The sequence below is a fragment of the Escherichia sp. KTE96 genome, from assembly GCF_000408525.1.
GTDB lineage: Bacteria > Pseudomonadota > Gammaproteobacteria > Enterobacterales > Enterobacteriaceae > Escherichia > Escherichia marmotae.
The window spans coordinates 2,486,259-2,504,360 of the sequence record NZ_KE137149.1 but is presented as its reverse complement, the minus strand read 5'-3'; the positions used below and the strand labels follow the sequence as shown (position 1 = coordinate 2,504,360).

The window sequence follows — 18,102 nt, the reverse complement described above, 5'->3', positions numbered from 1 at the left end:
CAACACGCTGATTTTGCAGGAATTATGAAGAACTATACCTGATAGCTGGTGATAATTAAAGCAAATAACCAGGATTAATCCGTATTATTTCATTAAAAACCCAGTAAATACCCGCAGATGATTTCTGCAGGTAAGCATCAGATTATTTGCTCCAGCATTAACCCTGCACGCAATCCCAGCGCCACCAATGGATTAGGGAATAACACATATTCAACATCATGAGTCACCGTAAAGCGTTCTTCGCCATCCTGCGCTAACAACGTCCCCTTCTTAAACGCCGTGAAGTTCAATGTCTCGCTCGCCATATGCAGTTCAAAATCAGTGGAGTGGCGGGTAATTTGCGAAACCACCCGGTAACGTAATGGCGGCTTTTTATCAAAACCGACGCTCATCCCGGATAACAGCGCGGCAATCGCGCTGGACGTTGGCGCAAACTGGCAAAGATCGTTTTGCCCAAACGGCAACGCTTTGCCAAGTTCCAGCGTACACGCCTGGGTGCCAAAATGTTCGGCGCTAAAATGGGTAAACGTGCCGCCAGGCGTCTGGTGAAACACCAGTGCCTCCAGCCCCGCTGCGCCCAGCCACGTCAGAAACTTCTCATCCCAGGGAATATCACGTTGCGGTAAAACACCAAAACGCGGATGGTATGAACCACGAATTGCGGTATGCAAATCAAGGTGCCAACGAACGGACTCTTTACCCTGTTGATAAAAATCTTCCAGACTCTGTTCCAGTTCGCGGGCGCGACAGGTTTCGCCGCTTTCGGCAAATAGCTGCCAGCGTCCGCCAAACATTCGATTCATATCGCTATGACAATAACGCTTACCTTGCTTCAGGGCAGGAGGATTTCCGAGGATCGCCAGCAGCCGCCAGCGCAACTGAATCTCACCGTGATAAATTGCCCCAAGCAACGCCTCCAGCATCTCAACAGGTGCCGTTTCATTACCGTGGATCCCCGCTGATATCACCAGCGCACCTTGCGGTGGGGTGACTGGCGTCAGTTCCAGCAGCCCGTCACCCAGCCAGCGCCAGTGGACACCGTTGCTTTCTCTCGCTGTTACGGCTGGCTTTTTACCCGTTAACGTCAGGGCAAGAAAATTATCCATTGCCACTCCCCTCCCGTTGGAACGGGTAAACCGAACCGAGATTCAGCAAACGAGTCAGTGCATCCAGAGCTTCCCTTCCTTCGCGCAGCAATTGCGGATCGGCAAGATCGGCAGCGGTAAGACGATCGCGGTAGTAACGATCCACCCAGTCATTGAGCGCATTAAACTGTGTCTCGTTCATCATCACCGCCGGATTCACCGCCTGACGTTCTTCTGCCGTCAGCACCACGCGCAAACGCAGGCACGCAGGGCCGCCACCGTTTGCCATACTTTCGCGTAAATCAAAAACTTTCAGTTCACTGATCGGGTTATCGGCAACAAGTAATTCATTGAGATAACACCATACCCCGGCATGTTCCCGACACTCCTGCGGCAGCACCAACACCATCGAACCGTCATCACGGCTCAACAACTGGCTGTTAAACAGATAGGTCGAGACAGCATCCGCTACGGAAACCTGTGCCGACGGAACTTCTATTGCCATAAAGCCGCTCACCCGCGCACACAGATTTGCCAGTAATTGCGCCTGACGGGCGAATGCCTGCTGATGGCAAAACAGCACCTGGCGGTTGCTCACGGCAATCACATCATTATGAAAAACCCCCTGATCGATAACTTCCGGGTTTTGTTGAGCGAAAATTACCTGTTGTGGATTAACCTGATTCAGCCTTGCTACCGCCTCGCTGGCTTCGCGGGTTTGCCGCGCCGGATAACGGGAAGGTCGCGTGCCAGTGCCCTCTTCCCGGCCATAGACGAAAACCTGTATACCCGGATCACCATAGTTACCACTGAGCCGATTGTGGTTTGCCGCCCCTTCATCACCGAGCAGCGCCACTTGAGGCAGTGCCGAATGCACGGTGAATTTCTCTTCATCAATAAAAATGGCTTTTAACAGCAATTCGGTGGTCGGTGCTTCCAGCGAACGGTGAAATTTGTTGTTCAGATTGGCAACCGTCAGGTGCACTTTGCCATCCAGCGTGTCGGCAGAAGGTGCCACCGTCGCCGCATTCGCGACCCACATTGGCGAAGCGGAACTGACACTGGAAAGCCAGTGCGGCGCCTGACGAGCAACCTTTTCCAGCACTCGCTCATCGCTGCCGCTGAATCCCAGTTGACGCAAAACCGGAATAAACGGGCGCTCGTGAGGCGGGATCACCGCCTGCGGGAATCCCGCATCGGCAAGGGCTTTCATTTTCAGCAAGCCCTGTTTTGCCGCCAGTCGCGGGTTAGATACCTGAAAACGGTGGCGGGTAGAAGCTTCATTACCAAACGACAGGCCAGCGTAATGATGCGTCAGCCCCACCAGCCCGTCGAAATTAACTTCCCGGGCGTTCATGGCACCACCTCATCGGAAAAATCCAGCCCGGGGTTAAGCGTAGTGGGCAGCGTTAACGAGTCCGATTCCAGGCTTGCCATCGGCCAGGCACAATAATCAGCGGCATACCATGCACTGGGGCGATGATTGCCGGAAGCGCCTACGCCACCAAATGGTGCAGTACTGGCCGCACCGGTCAGCGGTTTGTTCCAGTTAACGATCCCCGCTCGTGCCTCCAGTAACAGTTGTTCGAATTTTTCCCGCACTGGTGAAACCAGCCCACAAGAGAGGCCAAAGCGAGTGTTGTTCGCCATCTTAATCGCCTCATCGAAGGTGTCATAACGCCAGACACGCAGTAACGGCCCGAACACTTCTTCATCCGGCACGCCAGAAATGCCCGTCATGTCAATGATTCCAGGTGAAAGCAGTGAAGTACCTGGTTGCAGTAAGCGTGGCGTAAGCAACGTCCGTCCGCCCATGTTTTCCAGCTCCTGCCAGGCGGTAACAACATGCTGCGCGGCCTGTTCAGAAATCAGCCCGCCGATAAACGGCTGTGGTTCGTCATCCCAGTTGCCCGGTGTTAATCGCTGGCTGACGGCAACCAGGCGAGCAAGAAACGCATCGCCCTGCGCTCCACTTTTCAACAATATACGACGGGCGCAGGTGCAGCGTTGTCCGGCAGTAACAAATGCCGACTGGATAGTCAGATGCACTGCGGCGTCGATATCCGCCACTTCATCAATAATCAGCGGGTTATTGCCGCCCATTTCGAGGGCGAGGATTTTTTCTGGCTGACCGGAAAGCTGACGATGCAACTGGTAGCCAGTGTTGGCGCTACCGGTAAACAGCAAACCATCGAGATCTTCCAGCGCACTCAGCGCCTGACCGGTTTCGCGCCCACCCTGCACCAGATTCAGCACCCCTGGCGGCAATCCAGCCTGCTGCCATAAGCGCATTACCGCTTCGCTGCTCCACGGTGTCAGCTCACTGGGTTTAAAGATAATTGTGTTGCCTGCCAGCAACGCCGGAACAATATGCCCGTTAGGTAAATGCCCAGGAAAATTGTACGGACCAAACACCGCCAGCACGCCGTGTGGGCGATGGCGTAAGCTTGCCGCCCCATCTGGCATTTCACTGCGCTGATCACCCGTGCGCACGTGATATGCCTTGATTGAAATAGCAATTTTATTAATCATCGCCGTCACTTCGGTTGCCGCCTCCCAACGCGGCTTACCCGTTTCTCTGGCAATAATCGTCGTTAATTCAGCTTTATTGCTTTCCAGCAGTCCGGCAAATCGTTCAACTCTTACCTGACGATCGCCAAAGGAGAGCCGCGCCCAACGCGGAAACGCTGCGCGAGCAGCACGACATGCCAGCGCCACCTGAGCAGCATCGGCATCATTGCCTTGCCATAAAACGTCGCCAGATACCGGATTACGCTTCACGCGCAGCGCACCCAGGCCCGTCACCCAGTCGCCGTTGATCCATAAAGTCATACTGTTTTCTCCTCTGCGCACAGGCGTACCAGACGAACGTGATCCCCGGCATGACACTTGAGAGCGTCCAGTTGTGCGGCGGTTAAAATCAAACGCTCGGTAGCCGGATCGCTACGCACCAGCACCACGCGGAAATGATGATAATTTTCATTGGCGACCAGACAGGCCGGAAAATCGCCCTGTGCGGGTTGCCCTTCTGCCACTTCCACCAGCCGGCTTTTGCGAATGGCGCGAACGCGGTCGATGTCACACTCCAGCGTCGGCCCACCGTCGAAAATGTCGATATAGTTGCGGTAGCGAAAGCCCTCTTTTTCCAGCACCGCCCGCGCGGGTGCCGTTTGCGGATGTACCTGACCGATAACGTCTTGCGCTTCCTGGGATAAAAAGTCCGTATAGATCGGATGTTTTGGCATCAACTCAGCAATAAATGCCTTTTGACCAGTACCGCAGAGAAAATCGGCTCGGCTAAAATCCATCGAAAAGAAGCGTTTACCGAGGCTTTGCCAGAACGGCGAATAGCCGTGTTCGTCAATCACCCCACGCATTTCGGCAACCACTTTGTCGTTAAACTTGTCGCGAAAGGCTGCCATAAACATGAAGCGAGATTTCGACAACAAATAGCCGTTGCCCTCTTTGCGCCAGTCCGGATCGAGAAACAGCGTGCACAATTCGCTACTTCCGGTGTGATCATTACTGAGAAAAAGCGTCGGTAGCGCGTTATAAACATTCAGCTCTTTCGAAGCATGAACCAGCGTGCCGACGCGATAGTTGTACCAGGGATCGTTTAGCCCAACAGCCACCTCAATGGCGCAAATGCCCGCCACCGTACCTGTTTCACTCTCTTCCAGCACGAACACATAACCCTGCTCACTTTTGGGTAATTCGCCTTGCCATGTTTTGATGGCTCTATCGATACGCGCCAAAAGTGTGGCTTCATTGGCAGGAAGCGACGTTAAACCGCCGCCCGTTTTACTGGCAAGTTGCATTAACGCCGCGACATCGCTGCGCTCAACAGGACGGATGACCATCATGATGAACCTCGGCTAACAACGCGTTCACAGGCCAGCGCAAAGCGATCCAGCCCGGTAGCCATATCTTCTTCGCTGACATTCAGCGCCGGAGCAAAACGCACCACGCTGCCGCCCGCAATCAACACCATCACGCCTGCTTTTGCCGCTTCCTGAGAAATCTGTTTCGCTTGTCCGGCGTAGTCGGCATTCAGAACACAGCCAATCAGCAGACCCAGGCCACGAATTTCACTGAACAAACCGCAGCGATGATTAATAGCGTTAAGCCGCTCAACAAACCCGTCGTGGCGCTGTTTGACGCCATTACGCATTTCCGGCGTATTGATAAGATCCAGCACTTTGCCCGCCACTGCTGATGCCAGCGGATTACCGCCATAGGTGGTGCCGTGGGTGCCAACGGTCATCACGCTGGCGCACTCCTCCGTTGCCAGCAGCGCACCAACGGGGAAACCGCCGCCCAGCGCTTTGGCGGTGGTCAGCAGATCGGGGGTTACGTCGTAGTGCATATAGGCATACAGTTCACCGGTACGCCCGACGCCGGTTTGTACCTCATCAAAAATCAGCAATGCATTGTGGCGGTCACACAATTCTCGCAGCCCCTGTAAAAACGCTTTGCTGGCTGGCACCACGCCGCCTTCACCCTGCACTGGCTCGACAATTACCGCGCAGGTGGCGTCGTCAATCAGCGCACTGGCAGAATTGAGATCGTTATACGCGGCATGACGGATGTCCGGCGGCAGTGGCGCAAAATCCTGAGAATAGGCTGGCTGGCCGCCTGCGCTAACGGTAAACAGCGTGCGCCCGTGGAACGCATTGTTAAACGCCACGATGCCGCTCTTATGGCTGCCGTAGCGGTCATGGGCGAATTTGCGCGCCAGTTTCAACGCTGCTTCGTTGGCCTCCGCACCGGAGTTACAAAAGAACACGCGATCGGCAAACGTCGCGTCGATAAGTTTTTTCGCCAGTCGCAGCACTGGTTCGTTGGTATAGCCGTTACCGGTATGCCAGAACTTACTCGCTTGCTCGTTTAGCGCCTCGCGCAATTCCGGATGCGCATGGCCCAGCGCGTTCACTGCAATGCCCCCCGCGAAATCGATATACTCTTTCCCCTGCTGATCCCACAAGTGCGAACCTTCACCGCGTACCGGAATAAACGGTGCCGGAGAGTAAACAGGTATCATCCATTCATCAAAGTTTTCACGCGTAATTGACTGAGACATAGCGACCCCTACAGTAAACAAATAGTTATTTATATGTTAATTATAAGTAATGTTTTCGCTGTAAATGTAGATTGCAGGGTTCGTGCCAGCCAGGGGTAAAATTGCATAAGCGACGGCGGCCAACTGAAAATCAACGAGTTATAACCAACTGATATGCACTTAAAGTGCATATAAAGTGAATACGTTTGCGATACGGATGAATAAAAAGAATAAAAAACGCAATGTTATGCAGAAGTAAAATATAATTCTGGAATTGTGATCATTGACGAAATTTACTGGAAATTACTGCGCCATTCTGACGCAGACCGCACCAAAAGCGGGCATTTTTTGCGCCATCGTTGACATCATTAACAACCATCGATCAAATCACTTAACAACGGGCGGTAAGTACAGCGAATTTCTGCTACCATCCACGCACTCTTAATATGAATAAACGGCAGCGACTATGAAATTTGTCTCTTTTAATATCAACGGTCTGCGCGCCAGACCTCACCAACTTGAAGCCATCGTCGAAAAGCACCAACCGGATGTGATTGGTCTGCAGGAGACAAAAGTTCATGACGATATGTTTCCGCTCGAAGAGGTGGCAAAGCTCGGCTACAACGTGTTTTATCACGGGCAGAAAGGCCATTATGGCGTGGCGCTGCTGACCAAAGAGACGCCGATTGCTGTGCGTCGCGGCTTCCCGGGCGACGGCGAAGAGGCTCAACGACGGATTATTATGGCAGAAATCCCCTCGCCGCTGGGCAATGTCACCGTGATCAACGGCTACTTCCCACAGGGCGAAAGCCGCGACCATCCAATTAAATTCCCGGCAAAAGCGCAGTTCTACCAGAACCTGCAAAACTATCTGGAAACTGAGCTTAAGCGCGATAATCCGGTGCTGATTATGGGCGATATGAACATCAGCCCCACCGACCTGGATATCGGCATTGGCGAAGAGAACCGCAAACGCTGGCTGCGTACCGGTAAATGCTCCTTCCTGCCGGAAGAACGCGAATGGATGGACAGACTGATCGGCTGGGGGCTGGTAGATACCTTCCGTCACGCTAATCCGGAAACAGCAGATCGCTTTTCGTGGTTTGATTACCGCTCAAAAGGTTTTGACGATAACCGTGGTCTGCGTATCGACCTGCTGCTCGCCAGCCAGCCGTTGGCGGAATGCTGCGTAGAAACCGGCATCGACTATGAAATCCGCAGTATGGAAAAACCGTCAGATCACGCACCTGTGTGGGCGACCTTCCGCCGCTAATTTATCTGCTCTCCTGACCCGCACGAGGTCAGGAGAATTAACCTTGAGAAAAATCAACAAACTGTCAGTAATGATTTGTTGCCTGCCGTCCTTTGTTATACCGTCACTGCGTTTTTAGTTGTCTGACCACTTCTCTATTATCAAGTTTGATATAGGAAACTCTACGATGAACGCTGAGCGTAAATTTCTTTTTGCCTGTCTGCTTTTTGCACTGATAATTTACGCTATCCACGCTTTCGGTTTATTCGATCTGGTCACCGATTTACCCCACTTACAAACGCTCATTCGCCAGAGCGGATTTTTCGGTTATAGCCTCTATATTCTGTTATTCATTATCGCTACCCTCTTTCTGTTACCCGGTAGCGTACTGGTGATCGCCGGTGGAATAGTCTTTGGCCCGTTGTTGGGAACGCTACTTTCGTTAATTGCCGCTACGCTGGCCTCGTCGTGCTCATTCCTGCTGGCGCGCTGGCTGGGGCGTGACTTGCTGCTGAAATACGTCGGTCATAGCCATACTTTTCAGGCTATTGAAAAAGGTATTGCGCGTAATGGTATCGATTTTCTTATTCTGACCCGCTTAATCCCGCTGTTTCCTTACAATATTCAAAATTACGCTTACGGATTAACTGCTATAGCCTTCTGGCCTTTTACCCTTATTTCGGCATTAACTACCCTGCCTGGGATTATTATTTATACCGTGATGGCCAGCGATCTCGCCCGTGAAGGCATTACCGTGCACTTTATTTTAAACCTCTGTCTGGCTGGACTGACGCTGTTTATTCTCGTCCAACTCGCCAAACGCTACGCCCGCTTTAAACACGTGGATCTGACTGCTTCTGACAGCCAACCGCTTACTCACCCTAAAAACGAAGGATAGAACGATGTTGCAACAATATTCAGTGTCATGGAAAAAAGGACTGGCTGCGCTGTGTTTACTGGCAGCGGCAGGGCTTAGCGGCTGTGATCAAAAAGAGAATACCGAGGCCAAAGTGGAATACGATGGGCTTTCGGCCAGTGAGCCACTGCGCGTCGATACACAGGCACATACGGTAACTATGCTGGTGCAAATTAATGGTCGTTTCCTCACCGACGATACCCGTCACGGCATTGTGTTTAAAGACGGCTCCAACGGGCATAAATCACTGTTTATGGGATATGCCACCCCGAAAGCATTTTATGACGCTCTGAAACAGGCCGGTGGCACACCGGGCGAAAATATGACTATGGATAACAAAGAAACTACCCATGTTGCAGGCAGCAAACTGGATATTTCGGTGAACTGGCAAGGGGCGGCAAAAGCGTATTCCTTCGATGAAGTGATTGTTGATAGTAATGGCAAGAAACTGGACATGCGCTTTGGTGGCAATTTAGCGGCGGCAGAAGAGAAAAAAACCGGTTGTCTGGTGTGCCTGGATAGCTGCCCGGTCGGTATTGTCAGCAATGCGACATACACTTATGGTGCGGTGGAAAAACGTGGCGAAGTGAAATTCAAAGGCAATGCGTCAGTTCTCCCGGCAGATAGCACGCTGGCAACGGTGACCTTTAAAATCACAGAATAAAACATGGATAAAGGATGATGAAGATGCATTCGCGTAAAATCTGGTACTACCGTACAGCCATCATCATCCTGTTGTTCGCTACGCTGCTCGCATGGGCGCTGGTTCCTGGCGTCCATGACTTTATCAACCGCAGCCTTGCGGCGTTTGCCGCTGTGGACCAACAGGGTATAGAACGATTTATTCAGTCTTACGGCACACTGGCGGCAGTTGTCTCATTCTTGTTGATGATTTTGCAGGCCATTGCCGCACCGCTGCCTGCGTTTTTGATCACCTTTGCCAATGCGTCGCTGTTTGGCGCATTCTGGGGGGGCTTGCTGTCGTGGACCAGTTCGATGGCGGGTGCGGCGCTGTGCTTTTTTATCGCCAGAGTGATGGGCCGCGAAGTAGTGGAAAAGTTAACCGGTAAAACCGTGCTCGATAGCATGGACGGTTTTTTCACTCGCTACGGCAAACATACCATCCTGGTATGTCGGTTATTGCCTTTTGTCCCTTTTGATCCAATCAGCTATGCTGCCGGCCTGACATCAATACGTTTTCGTCCGTTTTTTATCGCCACCGGGCTTGGTCAGTTACCCGCAACCATTGTCTATTCCTGGGCGGGCAGCATGTTAACGGGCGGCACATTCTGGTTTGTTACCGGACTGTTTATCCTGTTTGCCCTGACTGTGGTGATTTTCATGGCGAAAAAAATATGGTTTGAGCGCCAGAAGAGGAATGTCTGATGGGTTTACCGCCGCTTAGCAAAATTCCTTTAATTTTACGTCCGCAGGCGTGGCTACATCGTCGCCATTACGGTGAGGTGCTAAGTCCGATTCGCTGGTGGGGGCGGATCCCATTTATTTTCTATCTGGTGTCGATGTTTGTCGGCTGGCTGGAGCGCAAACGCTCCCCGCTCGATCCGGTGGTGCGATCGCTTGTCAGCGCGCGCATTGCGCAAATGTGCCTGTGTGAGTTTTGCGTAGACATCACCAGCATGAAAGTCGCTGAACGAACCGGCAGCACCGATAAACTGCTGGCGGTGGCCGACTGGCGGCAAAGCCCGCTGTTCAGCGATGAGGAGCGGCTGGCGCTGGAATACGCCGAAGCCGCCAGCGTTACGCCGCCAACGGTAGATGATGCCCTGCGCACCCGACTGGCAGCCCATTTTGACGCTCAGGCGCTCACCGAACTGACGGCATTAATCGGCCTGCAAAACCTGTCGGCCCGTTTTAATTCTGCTATGGCCATTCCCGCCCAGGGACTGTGCCGACTTCCTGAAAAACGTTCTTAAGGAGAAATGATGCGCCATTGTGGGTGGTTGCTGGGACTGTTATCGCTGTTTTCTTTGGCAACACATGCCAGTGACTGGCAGGAAATTAAAAACGACGCCAAAGGGCAAACCGTCTGGTTTAACGCCTGGGGCGGCGACACCGCGATTAACCGCTATCTCGACTGGGTCAGCGGTGAGATGAAAACGCATTACGATATAAACCTGAAGATTGTTCGCCTGGCTGATGCCGCTGACGCAGTAAAACGCATTCAGACCGAAGCCGCCGCCGGACGTAAAACGGGCGGCTCGGTAGATCTCTTGTGGGTAAATGGTGAAAATTTCCGCACGTTAAAAGAGGCGAATTTGCTGCAAACCGGCTGGGCGGAAACATTACCTAACTGGCGTTATGTCGACACGCAACTACCTGTACGGGAAGATTTTTCTGTCGCTACCGAGGGGGCAGAATCCCCCTGGGGCGGCGCACAACTTACGTTTATCGCTCGCCGCGATCTGACACCACAACCACCGAAAACACCGCAAGCCTTGCTGGAGTTTGCCAAAGCCAATCCAGGCGCAGTTACCTATCCACGCCCACCAGACTTTACCGGCACAGCATTTCTTGAACAGTTGTTGATTATGCTGACGCCAGATCCCGCTGCATTAAAAGAAGCGCCGAACGATGCTACTTTCGCCCAGATTACTGCACCGCTGTGGCAGTATCTCGATGCGCTGCATCCGTATTTGTGGCGCGAAGGAAAGGATTTCCCCCCTTCGCCCGCGCGAATGGATGCCCTGCTGAAATCCGGCACATTGCGCCTGTCGCTGACCTTTAACCCCGCTCATGCCCGGCAAAAAATAGCCAGTGGCGATTTGCCAGCGAGCAGTTACAGCTTTGGCTTTAGCGAGGGAATGATTGGCAACGTGCATTTCGTCACCATTCCTGCCAACGCCAGTGCCAGTGCTGCGGCGAAGGTGGTCGCCAACTTCCTGCTCTCACCCGAAGCGCAACTGCGTAAAGCGGATCCTGCGGTCTGGGGCGATCCTTCTGTTCTTGATCCACAAAAACAGCCTGCCGGGCAGCGCGAAACATTACAATCAAGAATGCCGCAGGATCTGCCGCCAGTACTGGCGGAACCGCATGCTGGTTGGGTAAATGTGCTGGAACAAGAATGGCTACGCCGTTACGGTACGCATTAATTTTATTGCTGTGGGTGGTGATGGCGGTGATTTACGCACCGCTGATCCCGGCAGCGCTCACGCTGATAACGCCTGCCTTGTCGTTGACACACTGGCAGGCGTTATTTGCCGATCCGCAGTTATCACAGGCAATACTGGCAACGCTGGTGTCGACAACTATCGCGGCGGTAGGTGCGTTGTTGATTGCCCTGCTGGTGATTGTGGCGCTGTGGCCTGGCGCGAAATGGCTGCATTTGTGCGCCCGTCTGCCGTGGCTGCTCGCCATCCCCCACGTCGCTTTTGCCACCAGCGTCCTGCTACTGTTTGCCGAAGGCGGCCTGGTTTATCAGTTTTTCCCTTTCCTCACTCCGCCGACAGACAGATTGGGTATCGGTCTGGGCATTACTCTGGCGGTGAAAGAAAGCGCATTTCTGCTGTGGATTTTGGCGGCAGTATTGAGTGAAAAAAGGCTGTTGCAACAAGTCATCGTGCTGGATTCACTGGGCTACAGCCGCTGGCAATGCCTGAACTGGCTGCTGTTACCCTCAGTCGCTCCCGCACTGGCAATGGCGATGCTGGCAATTGTGGCCTGGTCGCTATCGGTCGTGGATATCGCAATTATCCTTGGGCCGGGTAATCCACCGACGCTGGCGGTAATTAGCTGGCAGTGGTTAACCCAGGGCGACACCGATCAACAGATAAAAGGCGCACTTGCCAGCCTGCTGCTGATGCTGTTACTCGCCACCTGTGTTTTACTGGGCTATCTTTTATGGCGCACCTGGCGGCGCACAATTCCCCGCAAAGATGGCGTTCGCAAACCAGCCACGCCTTTATTGCCCGGTAGTACGCTGGCGAGATTATTACCATTAACTGGCGTGCTCTGTGTGGTTCTGCTGGCGATCCTTGCAGATCAATCGACGATCAATGACGAGGCGCTATTCAATAGCCTGACGATGGGACTGGCAACGATATTCATCGCTTTGATCCTATTACTGCTGTGGCTGGAATGGGGAGCAAAGCGTCGCCAGTTGTGGTTATGGCTGCCCATTTTATTACCAGCGCTGCCGCTGGTGGCAGGCCAGTACACGCTGGCGCTGTGGTTACATCTGGATGGCTGCTGGGCTGTGGTGGTGTGGGGACATCTGCTGTGGGTGATGCCGTGGATGTTGTTTATCCTGCAACCGGCCTGGCGGCGTATTGACTCACGGTTAATTCTGATTGCCCAAACGCTGGGTTGGTCGCGAGGCAAAATATTCTTTTACGTGAAATGCCCGCTCATGCTGCGTCCTGCGCTTATTGCCTTCGCTGTCGGATTTTCAGTCAGCATTGCGCAATATATGCCGACGCTGTGGCTGGGCGCGGGGCGCTTCCCGACGCTGACGACTGAAGCAGTGGCGTTAAGCAGTGGCGGCAGCAACGGTATCCTCGCCGCTCAGGCTTTATGGCAACTGCTATTACCACTTATTATTTTTGCCCTTACCGCCCTGCTTGCAAAATGGGTAGGTTTTGCCAGACAAGGACTCCGTTAATGCTCTGCGTAAAAGATGTTTCGCTACGTTTGCCTGAAACCTGCTTACTGGAAAACGTTAATTTCACAGTCAATAAAGGTGACGTTGTCACGTTAATGGGTCCGTCTGGCTGCGGAAAATCTACGCTGTTTTCCTGGATGATTGGCGCACTGGCGGGACAATTTTCTTGCACCGGTGAACTATGGCTCAATGAGCAACGCCTCGACACCCTGCCCACCGCCCGGCGTCAGATTGGTATTCTTTTCCAGGATGCGCTGTTGTTTGATCAGTTCAGCGTTGGACAAAATTTACTACTGGCACTACCGTCAACGCTCAAAGGTGCCGCAAGACGCAATGCAGTGGATGATGCGCTTGAGCGTGCGGGACTTGGCGGAACTTTCCATCAGGACCCGGCCACGCTGTCTGGTGGCCAACGTGCGCGGGTGGCTCTGCTGCGCGCCCTTCTCGCCCAGCCAAAGGCATTATTGCTTGATGAACCGTTCAGCCGTCTTGACGTAGCTCTGCGCGATAATTTTCGTCAGTGGGTATTCAATGAAGTCCGCGAACTGGCGATCCCCGTCGTTCAAGTCACCCACGATTTTCAGGATGTTCCTGCCGATAGTCCCGTTCTGGATATGGCTCAGTGGTCAGAAAATTACAACAAACTGCGATAACGCAAAGTTTTTCCCGATGCGTCAGTTCAGAATGGCGCACTCAAAACTACAATGTCGGGATTTTCGATGAAACGTGTTTCTCAAATGACCGCGCTGGCAATGGCTTTAGGGCTGGCTTGCGCTTCTTCGTGGGCAGCTGAACTGGCGAAGCCTCTTACACTTGACCAGCTTCAACAACAAAATGGCGCAGCAATAGATACCCGCCCAAGCGCGTTTTATAACGGCTGGCCACAAACCTTAAATGGCCCTTCCGGCCATGAACCTGCCGCCTTAAACCTTTCTGCAAGCTGGCTCGACAAAATGAGCACTGAACAGCTCAACGCGTGGATTAAGCAACATAACCTGAAAGCCGATGCGCCGGTGGCGTTATACGGTAATGACAAAGACGTCGAAGCCGTTAAAACGCGTCTGCAAAAAGCAGGCTTTACGCATATCTCCATCTTGAGTGGCGCGCTAAGCGAACCTTCCCGTCTGCAAAAATTGCCGCACTTTGAGCAACTGGTTTACCCGCAATGGCTGCATGACCTGCAACAAGGCAAAGAAGTTACGGCGAAACCTGCGGGTGACTGGAAAGTGATCGAAGCAGCATGGGGCGCTCCGAAACTTTACCTCCTCAGCCATATTCCTGGTGCCGATTACATTGACACCAACGAAGTGGAAAGCGAGCCACTGTGGAATAAAGTCTCTGACGAACAACTTAAAGCAATGCTGGCAAAACATGGCATTCGTCATGACACCACAGTAATTCTGTACGGGCGTGACGTTTACGCCGCCGCGCGCGTGGCGCAGATTATGCTCTACGCTGGCGTGAAAGATGTGCGCTTGCTGGACGGTGGTTGGCAAACCTGGTCTGATGCGGGTCTGCCCGTTGAGCGCGGTACGCCACCGACAGTGAAACCCGAACCTGACTTCGGCGTGAAGATCCCGGCGCAACCGCAACTGATGCTCGATATGGAACAGGCGCGCGGTCTGCTGCATCGCCAGGATGCGTCACTGGTCAGCATTCGTTCATGGGCTGAATTTATCGGCACCACCAGCGGCTATGACTACATCAAGCCAAAAGGTGATATCCCAGGCGCACGTTGGGGTCATGCGGGCAGCGACTCAACGCATATGGAAGATTTCCATAACCCAGACGGCACTATGCGTACTGCGGATGACATCACAGCGATGTGGAAAGAATGGAACATCCTGCCGGATCAACAAGTCTCGTTCTACTGCGGCACCGGCTGGCGCGCATCAGAAACCTTTATGTATGCGCGGGCAATGGGCTGGAATAATGTCTCTGTTTACGACGGCGGTTGGTACGAATGGAGCAGCGATCCGAAAAACCCGGTAGCAACCGGTGAACGCGGCCCGGACAGTAGCAAATAACACTGCAATTACTGACGCTGAAGCCCCTTCAGCGTCAGATACCCACTCCACACCCGTGTAAATGTCGTCATCCAGCACAGCGCGCCAAATATCCACGCAAACCACGGGAAATACGCTGGAAAGAGGCAACTCAGAACAAACAGCAAAATCGTCTCGCTGCCTTCAGTTAATCCCCCCAGATAGTAAAACGATTTGTGCGCATAACCGGGGTTATCGATCTGATGCTTCGCCGCCAGCGCAGCAAAAGCAAGAAAACTGCTGCCCGTGCCGATAAACGCAAACAGCAGCCAGCCGCCCGCCAGCGCATTTTGTTCTGGTGCCGCGAGAATAAAGCCAAACGGCACCAGCGCATAAAAGAGAAAATCGAGAGAAATATCAAGAAAACCGCCTGCGTCAGTTAATCCTCTACGCCGCGCCAGCGCGCCATCCAGACCATCAAGTAATCTGTTCAGCAAAATGGCGATCAGCGCAGGCAGATACCAGCCCAACGCCAGAAACGGCAGTGCCAGCACACCAACAGCAAACCCGACTAACGTTAAACCATCTGGCGTGATGCCGGGTTTATCAAGCACCTGCACGCATTGATGCAGCAAAGGTTTAATCCGGGGGTGAAGATGGCGGTCTAACACGGGCACTCCTTAAATATAAAGCCCTTCAGCTCGGGCAACACTGCGGATATTATGGCATTTTTCGCTTATCTGCCTGTGGGTAATTTATGAAAATGATTGATGTTGTTGCCGCCATTATCGAACGGGATAGCAAAATTTTACTCGCACAGCGCCCCGCTCATAGCGATCAGGCGGGGTTATGGGAGTTTGCAGGTGGCAAAGTCGAGCCGGATGAAAGCCAGCCGCAGGCGCTGGTGCGGGAATTGCGCGAAGAACTCGGCATCGAAGCTACTGTCGGTGTTTACGTTGCCAGCCATCAGAAGGAAGTGTCTGGCCGGATTATCCATCTTCATGCCTGGCACGTACCGGACTTCCACGGTACGTTACAGGCACTCGAACATCAGGCGCTGGTCTGGTGTTCGCCAGAAGAGGCTTTGCAATATCCGCTGGCTCCTGCTGATATTCCACTTTTACAGGCGTTTATGGCTTTACGCGCCGCCAGACCAGCGGATTGGTGCTAATGGTTTTGTCATCCCGCTGGCATTGCAGCAATATCCCCTCCGCTTTAATCACTGCCCCCTCCGAATAGTTTTGATCCTGATAAACGCAGCACTGGTTACAGGGCTGCACCGATTGTCCGCCAGAACTAAACACCTCCGGCGGCACATTCACCTCTACATCCGGACGATATTGCGGGTTGGCCAGCGCAAAGAATGGAAATGCCAATGTTACGGCGAATAATGCTCTACTCACAGGAAACTCCTTATATTCGTTGTCTCTGCTACTGATAACGGTAACCGGGCAGAAAAACTTTAGCGTCTGGTTGCCGGATGCGACGTGCACGTCTTATCCGCCTCGAACCACTCTTGAAAATGCGCACGGTTTTCCAGGTCTGATAAAACGCACCAGAGTCACAGCAAACATTAGGTGACGTTTATAAAACCCGCAGATCATTAATTTGCTTTCCTGCGTCATTTTTTTCTTGCTTACCGTCACATTCTTGATGGTATAGTCGAAAACTGCAGAAGCATCTAAAACAAACAACACCAGCACAATCGTATTAATATATAAGGGTTTTATATCTATGGATCAGACATATTCTCTGGAGTCATTCCTCAACCATGTCCAAAAGCGCGACCCGAATCAAACCGAGTTCGCGCAAGCCGTTCGTGAAGTCATGACCACACTCTGGCCTTTTCTTGAACAAAATCCAAAATATCGCCAAATGTCGTTACTGGAGCGCCTGGTTGAACCGGAGCGCGTGATTCAGTTTCGCGTAGTCTGGGTTGACGATCGCAATCAGGTACAGGTTAACCGCGCATGGCGTGTCCAGTTCAGCTCCGCCATCGGCCCGTACAAAGGCGGTATGCGCTTCCATCCTTCAGTAAACCTCTCCATCCTTAAATTCCTCGGCTTCGAACAAACCTTTAAAAATGCTCTGACTACCCTGCCAATGGGCGGTGGTAAAGGTGGTAGCGATTTCGATCCGAAAGGGAAAAGCGAAGGCGAAGTGATGCGTTTCTGCCAGGCGCTGATGACTGAACTGTATCGCCACCTGGGCGCGGATACCGACGTTCCGGCGGGCGATATCGGCGTTGGTGGCCGTGAAGTCGGCTTTATGGCGGGGATGATGAAAAAACTGTCTAACAATACCGCCTGCGTCTTCACTGGTAAGGGGCTTTCTTTTGGCGGCAGTCTGATTCGTCCGGAAGCCACCGGTTACGGTCTGGTTTATTTCACTGAAGCGATGCTGAAACGCCACGGTATGGGTTTTGAAGGAATGCGTGTTTCCGTTTCTGGCTCCGGCAACGTCGCCCAGTACGCTATCGAAAAAGCGATGGAATTTGGCGCTCGCGTGGTTACAGCATCAGACTCCAGCGGCACCGTGGTTGATGAAAGTGGATTTACCAAAGAGAAACTGGCGCGTCTTATCGAAATCAAATCCAGCCGTGATGGTCGCGTTGCGGATTACGCCAAAGAATTTGGTCTGGTCTATCTCGAAGGCCAACAACCGTGGTCTGTGCCGGTTGATATCGCCCTGCCGTGCGCGACTCAGAACGAACTGGATGTTGACGCTGCACATCAGCTTATCGCCAACGGCGTTAAAGCGGTGGCCGAAGGGGCAAATATGCCAACGACCATCGAAGCGACTGAGCTGTTCCAGCAGGCAGGCGTGCTGTTTGCGCCAGGTAAAGCGGCTAATGCAGGTGGCGTTGCAACATCGGGGCTGGAAATGGCGCAAAACGCTGCGCGTCTGGGCTGGAAAGCCGAAAAAGTTGATGCGCGTTTACACCACATTATGCTGGATATCCACCATGCCTGTGTTGAGCATGGTGGTGAAGGTGAGCAAACCAACTACGTGCAGGGCGCGAATATTGCTGGTTTTGTGAAGGTTGCCGATGCGATGCTGGCGCAAGGGGTGATTTAAGTCATCAGGCGTTTGTGCCGGATGCGGCGTGAACGCCTTATCCGGCCTACGAAAACCCTCTGAATCAGAGAACAGCTCTGTAGGCCTGATAAGACGCGCAAGCGTCGCA

At 52.9% G+C, this 18,102-nt stretch carries 18 protein-coding genes; 11 read left to right on the top strand and 7 right to left on the bottom strand.

Annotated features, from left to right (window positions below):
- Nucleotides 1-137: 137 nt before the first annotated feature.
- From astE to A1WG_RS02930, 5 genes are read right to left on the bottom strand one after another with little or no spacing between them, the layout of a single operon-like run.
- Entirely contained in the window at nucleotides 138-1,106 is a 969-nt protein-coding gene (astE, locus tag A1WG_RS02910; protein ID WP_001516299.1) for a succinylglutamate desuccinylase, read from the bottom strand.
- Nucleotides 1,099-2,442: an N-succinylarginine dihydrolase gene (gene astB, locus A1WG_RS02915; RefSeq protein WP_001516298.1), complete on the bottom strand. Its 1,344-nt coding sequence runs from the start codon at nucleotides 2,440-2,442 to the stop codon at nucleotides 1,099-1,101. The genes astE and astB overlap by 8 nt, the downstream gene beginning before the upstream one ends.
- Nucleotides 2,439-3,917 carry a succinylglutamate-semialdehyde dehydrogenase gene (gene astD, locus A1WG_RS02920; protein WP_001516297.1) on the bottom strand — a complete coding sequence of 493 codons (1,479 nt, stop codon included), beginning with the start codon at nucleotides 3,915-3,917 and terminating at the stop codon, nucleotides 2,439-2,441. Before astD ends, astB begins: the two co-directional genes overlap by 4 nt.
- Entirely contained in the window at nucleotides 3,914-4,948 is a 1,035-nt protein-coding gene (astA, locus tag A1WG_RS02925) for an arginine N-succinyltransferase (protein WP_000989393.1), read from the bottom strand. The genes astD and astA overlap by 4 nt, the downstream gene beginning before the upstream one ends.
- Complete coding sequence (locus tag A1WG_RS02930) at nucleotides 4,945-6,165, bottom strand: succinylornithine/acetylornithine transaminase (protein ID WP_001516296.1); 1,221 nt, start codon at nucleotides 6,163-6,165, stop codon at nucleotides 4,945-4,947. The genes astA and A1WG_RS02930 overlap by 4 nt, the downstream gene beginning before the upstream one ends.
- A 445-nt stretch (nucleotides 6,166-6,610) precedes the next feature.
- Between A1WG_RS02930 and xthA the strand changes: the two genes are divergently transcribed.
- From xthA to ynjE, 9 genes are all read left to right on the top strand, one after another.
- Nucleotides 6,611-7,417 carry an exodeoxyribonuclease III gene (gene xthA, locus A1WG_RS02935; RefSeq protein ID WP_000673938.1) on the top strand — a complete coding sequence of 269 codons (807 nt, stop codon included), beginning with the start codon at nucleotides 6,611-6,613 and terminating at the stop codon, nucleotides 7,415-7,417.
- A 166-nt stretch (nucleotides 7,418-7,583) separates the two neighbouring features.
- On the top strand, nucleotides 7,584-8,294 hold the full coding sequence (locus tag A1WG_RS02940) for a TVP38/TMEM64 family protein (RefSeq protein WP_016242631.1): 711 nt from the start codon (nucleotides 7,584-7,586) through the stop codon (nucleotides 8,292-8,294).
- Nucleotides 8,295-8,298: 4 nt separating this feature from the next.
- Nucleotides 8,299-8,976, top strand: coding sequence for a lipoprotein YdjY (ydjY, locus tag A1WG_RS02945; RefSeq protein WP_001516294.1), 678 nt, complete (start codon nucleotides 8,299-8,301; stop codon nucleotides 8,974-8,976).
- A 14-nt stretch (nucleotides 8,977-8,990) separates the two neighbouring features.
- Nucleotides 8,991-9,698, top strand: a complete 708-nt coding sequence (locus tag A1WG_RS02950) for a TVP38/TMEM64 family protein (RefSeq protein WP_016248648.1) — start codon at nucleotides 8,991-8,993, stop codon at nucleotides 9,696-9,698.
- Nucleotides 9,698-10,246, top strand: coding sequence for a carboxymuconolactone decarboxylase family protein (locus A1WG_RS02955; RefSeq protein ID WP_000524099.1), 549 nt, complete (start codon nucleotides 9,698-9,700; stop codon nucleotides 10,244-10,246). Before A1WG_RS02950 ends, A1WG_RS02955 begins: the two co-directional genes overlap by 1 nt.
- Nucleotides 10,247-10,255: 9 nt before the next feature.
- The gene (locus A1WG_RS02960) at nucleotides 10,256-11,422 is read left to right on the top strand and encodes an ABC transporter substrate-binding protein (RefSeq protein WP_001516292.1); all 1,167 of its coding nucleotides are present in this window, start codon (nucleotides 10,256-10,258) and stop codon (nucleotides 11,420-11,422) included.
- Nucleotides 11,395-12,930, top strand: coding sequence for an ABC transporter permease family protein (locus tag A1WG_RS02965; RefSeq protein WP_001516291.1), 1,536 nt, complete (start codon nucleotides 11,395-11,397; stop codon nucleotides 12,928-12,930). The genes A1WG_RS02960 and A1WG_RS02965 overlap by 28 nt, the downstream gene beginning before the upstream one ends.
- On the top strand, nucleotides 12,930-13,583 hold the full coding sequence (locus A1WG_RS02970; protein WP_000882815.1) for an ATP-binding cassette domain-containing protein: 654 nt from the start codon (nucleotides 12,930-12,932) through the stop codon (nucleotides 13,581-13,583). Before A1WG_RS02965 ends, A1WG_RS02970 begins: the two co-directional genes overlap by 1 nt.
- A 66-nt stretch (nucleotides 13,584-13,649) precedes the next feature.
- Nucleotides 13,650-14,957, top strand: coding sequence for a thiosulfate sulfurtransferase YnjE (gene ynjE / locus A1WG_RS02975; RefSeq protein WP_001516290.1), 1,308 nt, complete (start codon nucleotides 13,650-13,652; stop codon nucleotides 14,955-14,957).
- An 8-nt stretch (nucleotides 14,958-14,965) separates the two neighbouring features.
- Here ynjE and A1WG_RS02980 read toward each other — a convergent pair whose 3' ends face one another.
- Complete coding sequence (locus tag A1WG_RS02980) at nucleotides 14,966-15,586, bottom strand: CDP-alcohol phosphatidyltransferase family protein (RefSeq protein WP_001516289.1); 621 nt, start codon at nucleotides 15,584-15,586, stop codon at nucleotides 14,966-14,968.
- Nucleotides 15,587-15,672: 86 nt separating this feature from the next.
- Between A1WG_RS02980 and nudG the strand changes: the two genes are divergently transcribed.
- The gene (nudG, locus tag A1WG_RS02985; protein ID WP_001516288.1) at nucleotides 15,673-16,086 is read left to right on the top strand and encodes a CTP pyrophosphohydrolase; all 414 of its coding nucleotides are present in this window, start codon (nucleotides 15,673-15,675) and stop codon (nucleotides 16,084-16,086) included.
- On the opposite strand, the gene A1WG_RS02990 is transcribed toward nudG, so the two are convergent.
- Nucleotides 16,046-16,318, bottom strand: coding sequence for a YnjH family protein (locus tag A1WG_RS02990; RefSeq protein ID WP_000085224.1), 273 nt, complete (start codon nucleotides 16,316-16,318; stop codon nucleotides 16,046-16,048). The two genes, nudG and A1WG_RS02990, sit on opposite strands and share 41 nt — an antisense overlap.
- A gap of 331 nt (nucleotides 16,319-16,649) precedes the next feature.
- Here A1WG_RS02990 and gdhA point away from each other — a divergent pair, with 331 nt between their 5' ends.
- Nucleotides 16,650-17,993 (top strand): NADP-specific glutamate dehydrogenase, encoded by a 1,344-nt coding sequence (gdhA, locus tag A1WG_RS02995; protein ID WP_000373052.1) that lies wholly within the window; start codon nucleotides 16,650-16,652, stop codon nucleotides 17,991-17,993.
- The last annotated feature ends 109 nt before the right edge of the window (nucleotides 17,994-18,102 follow it).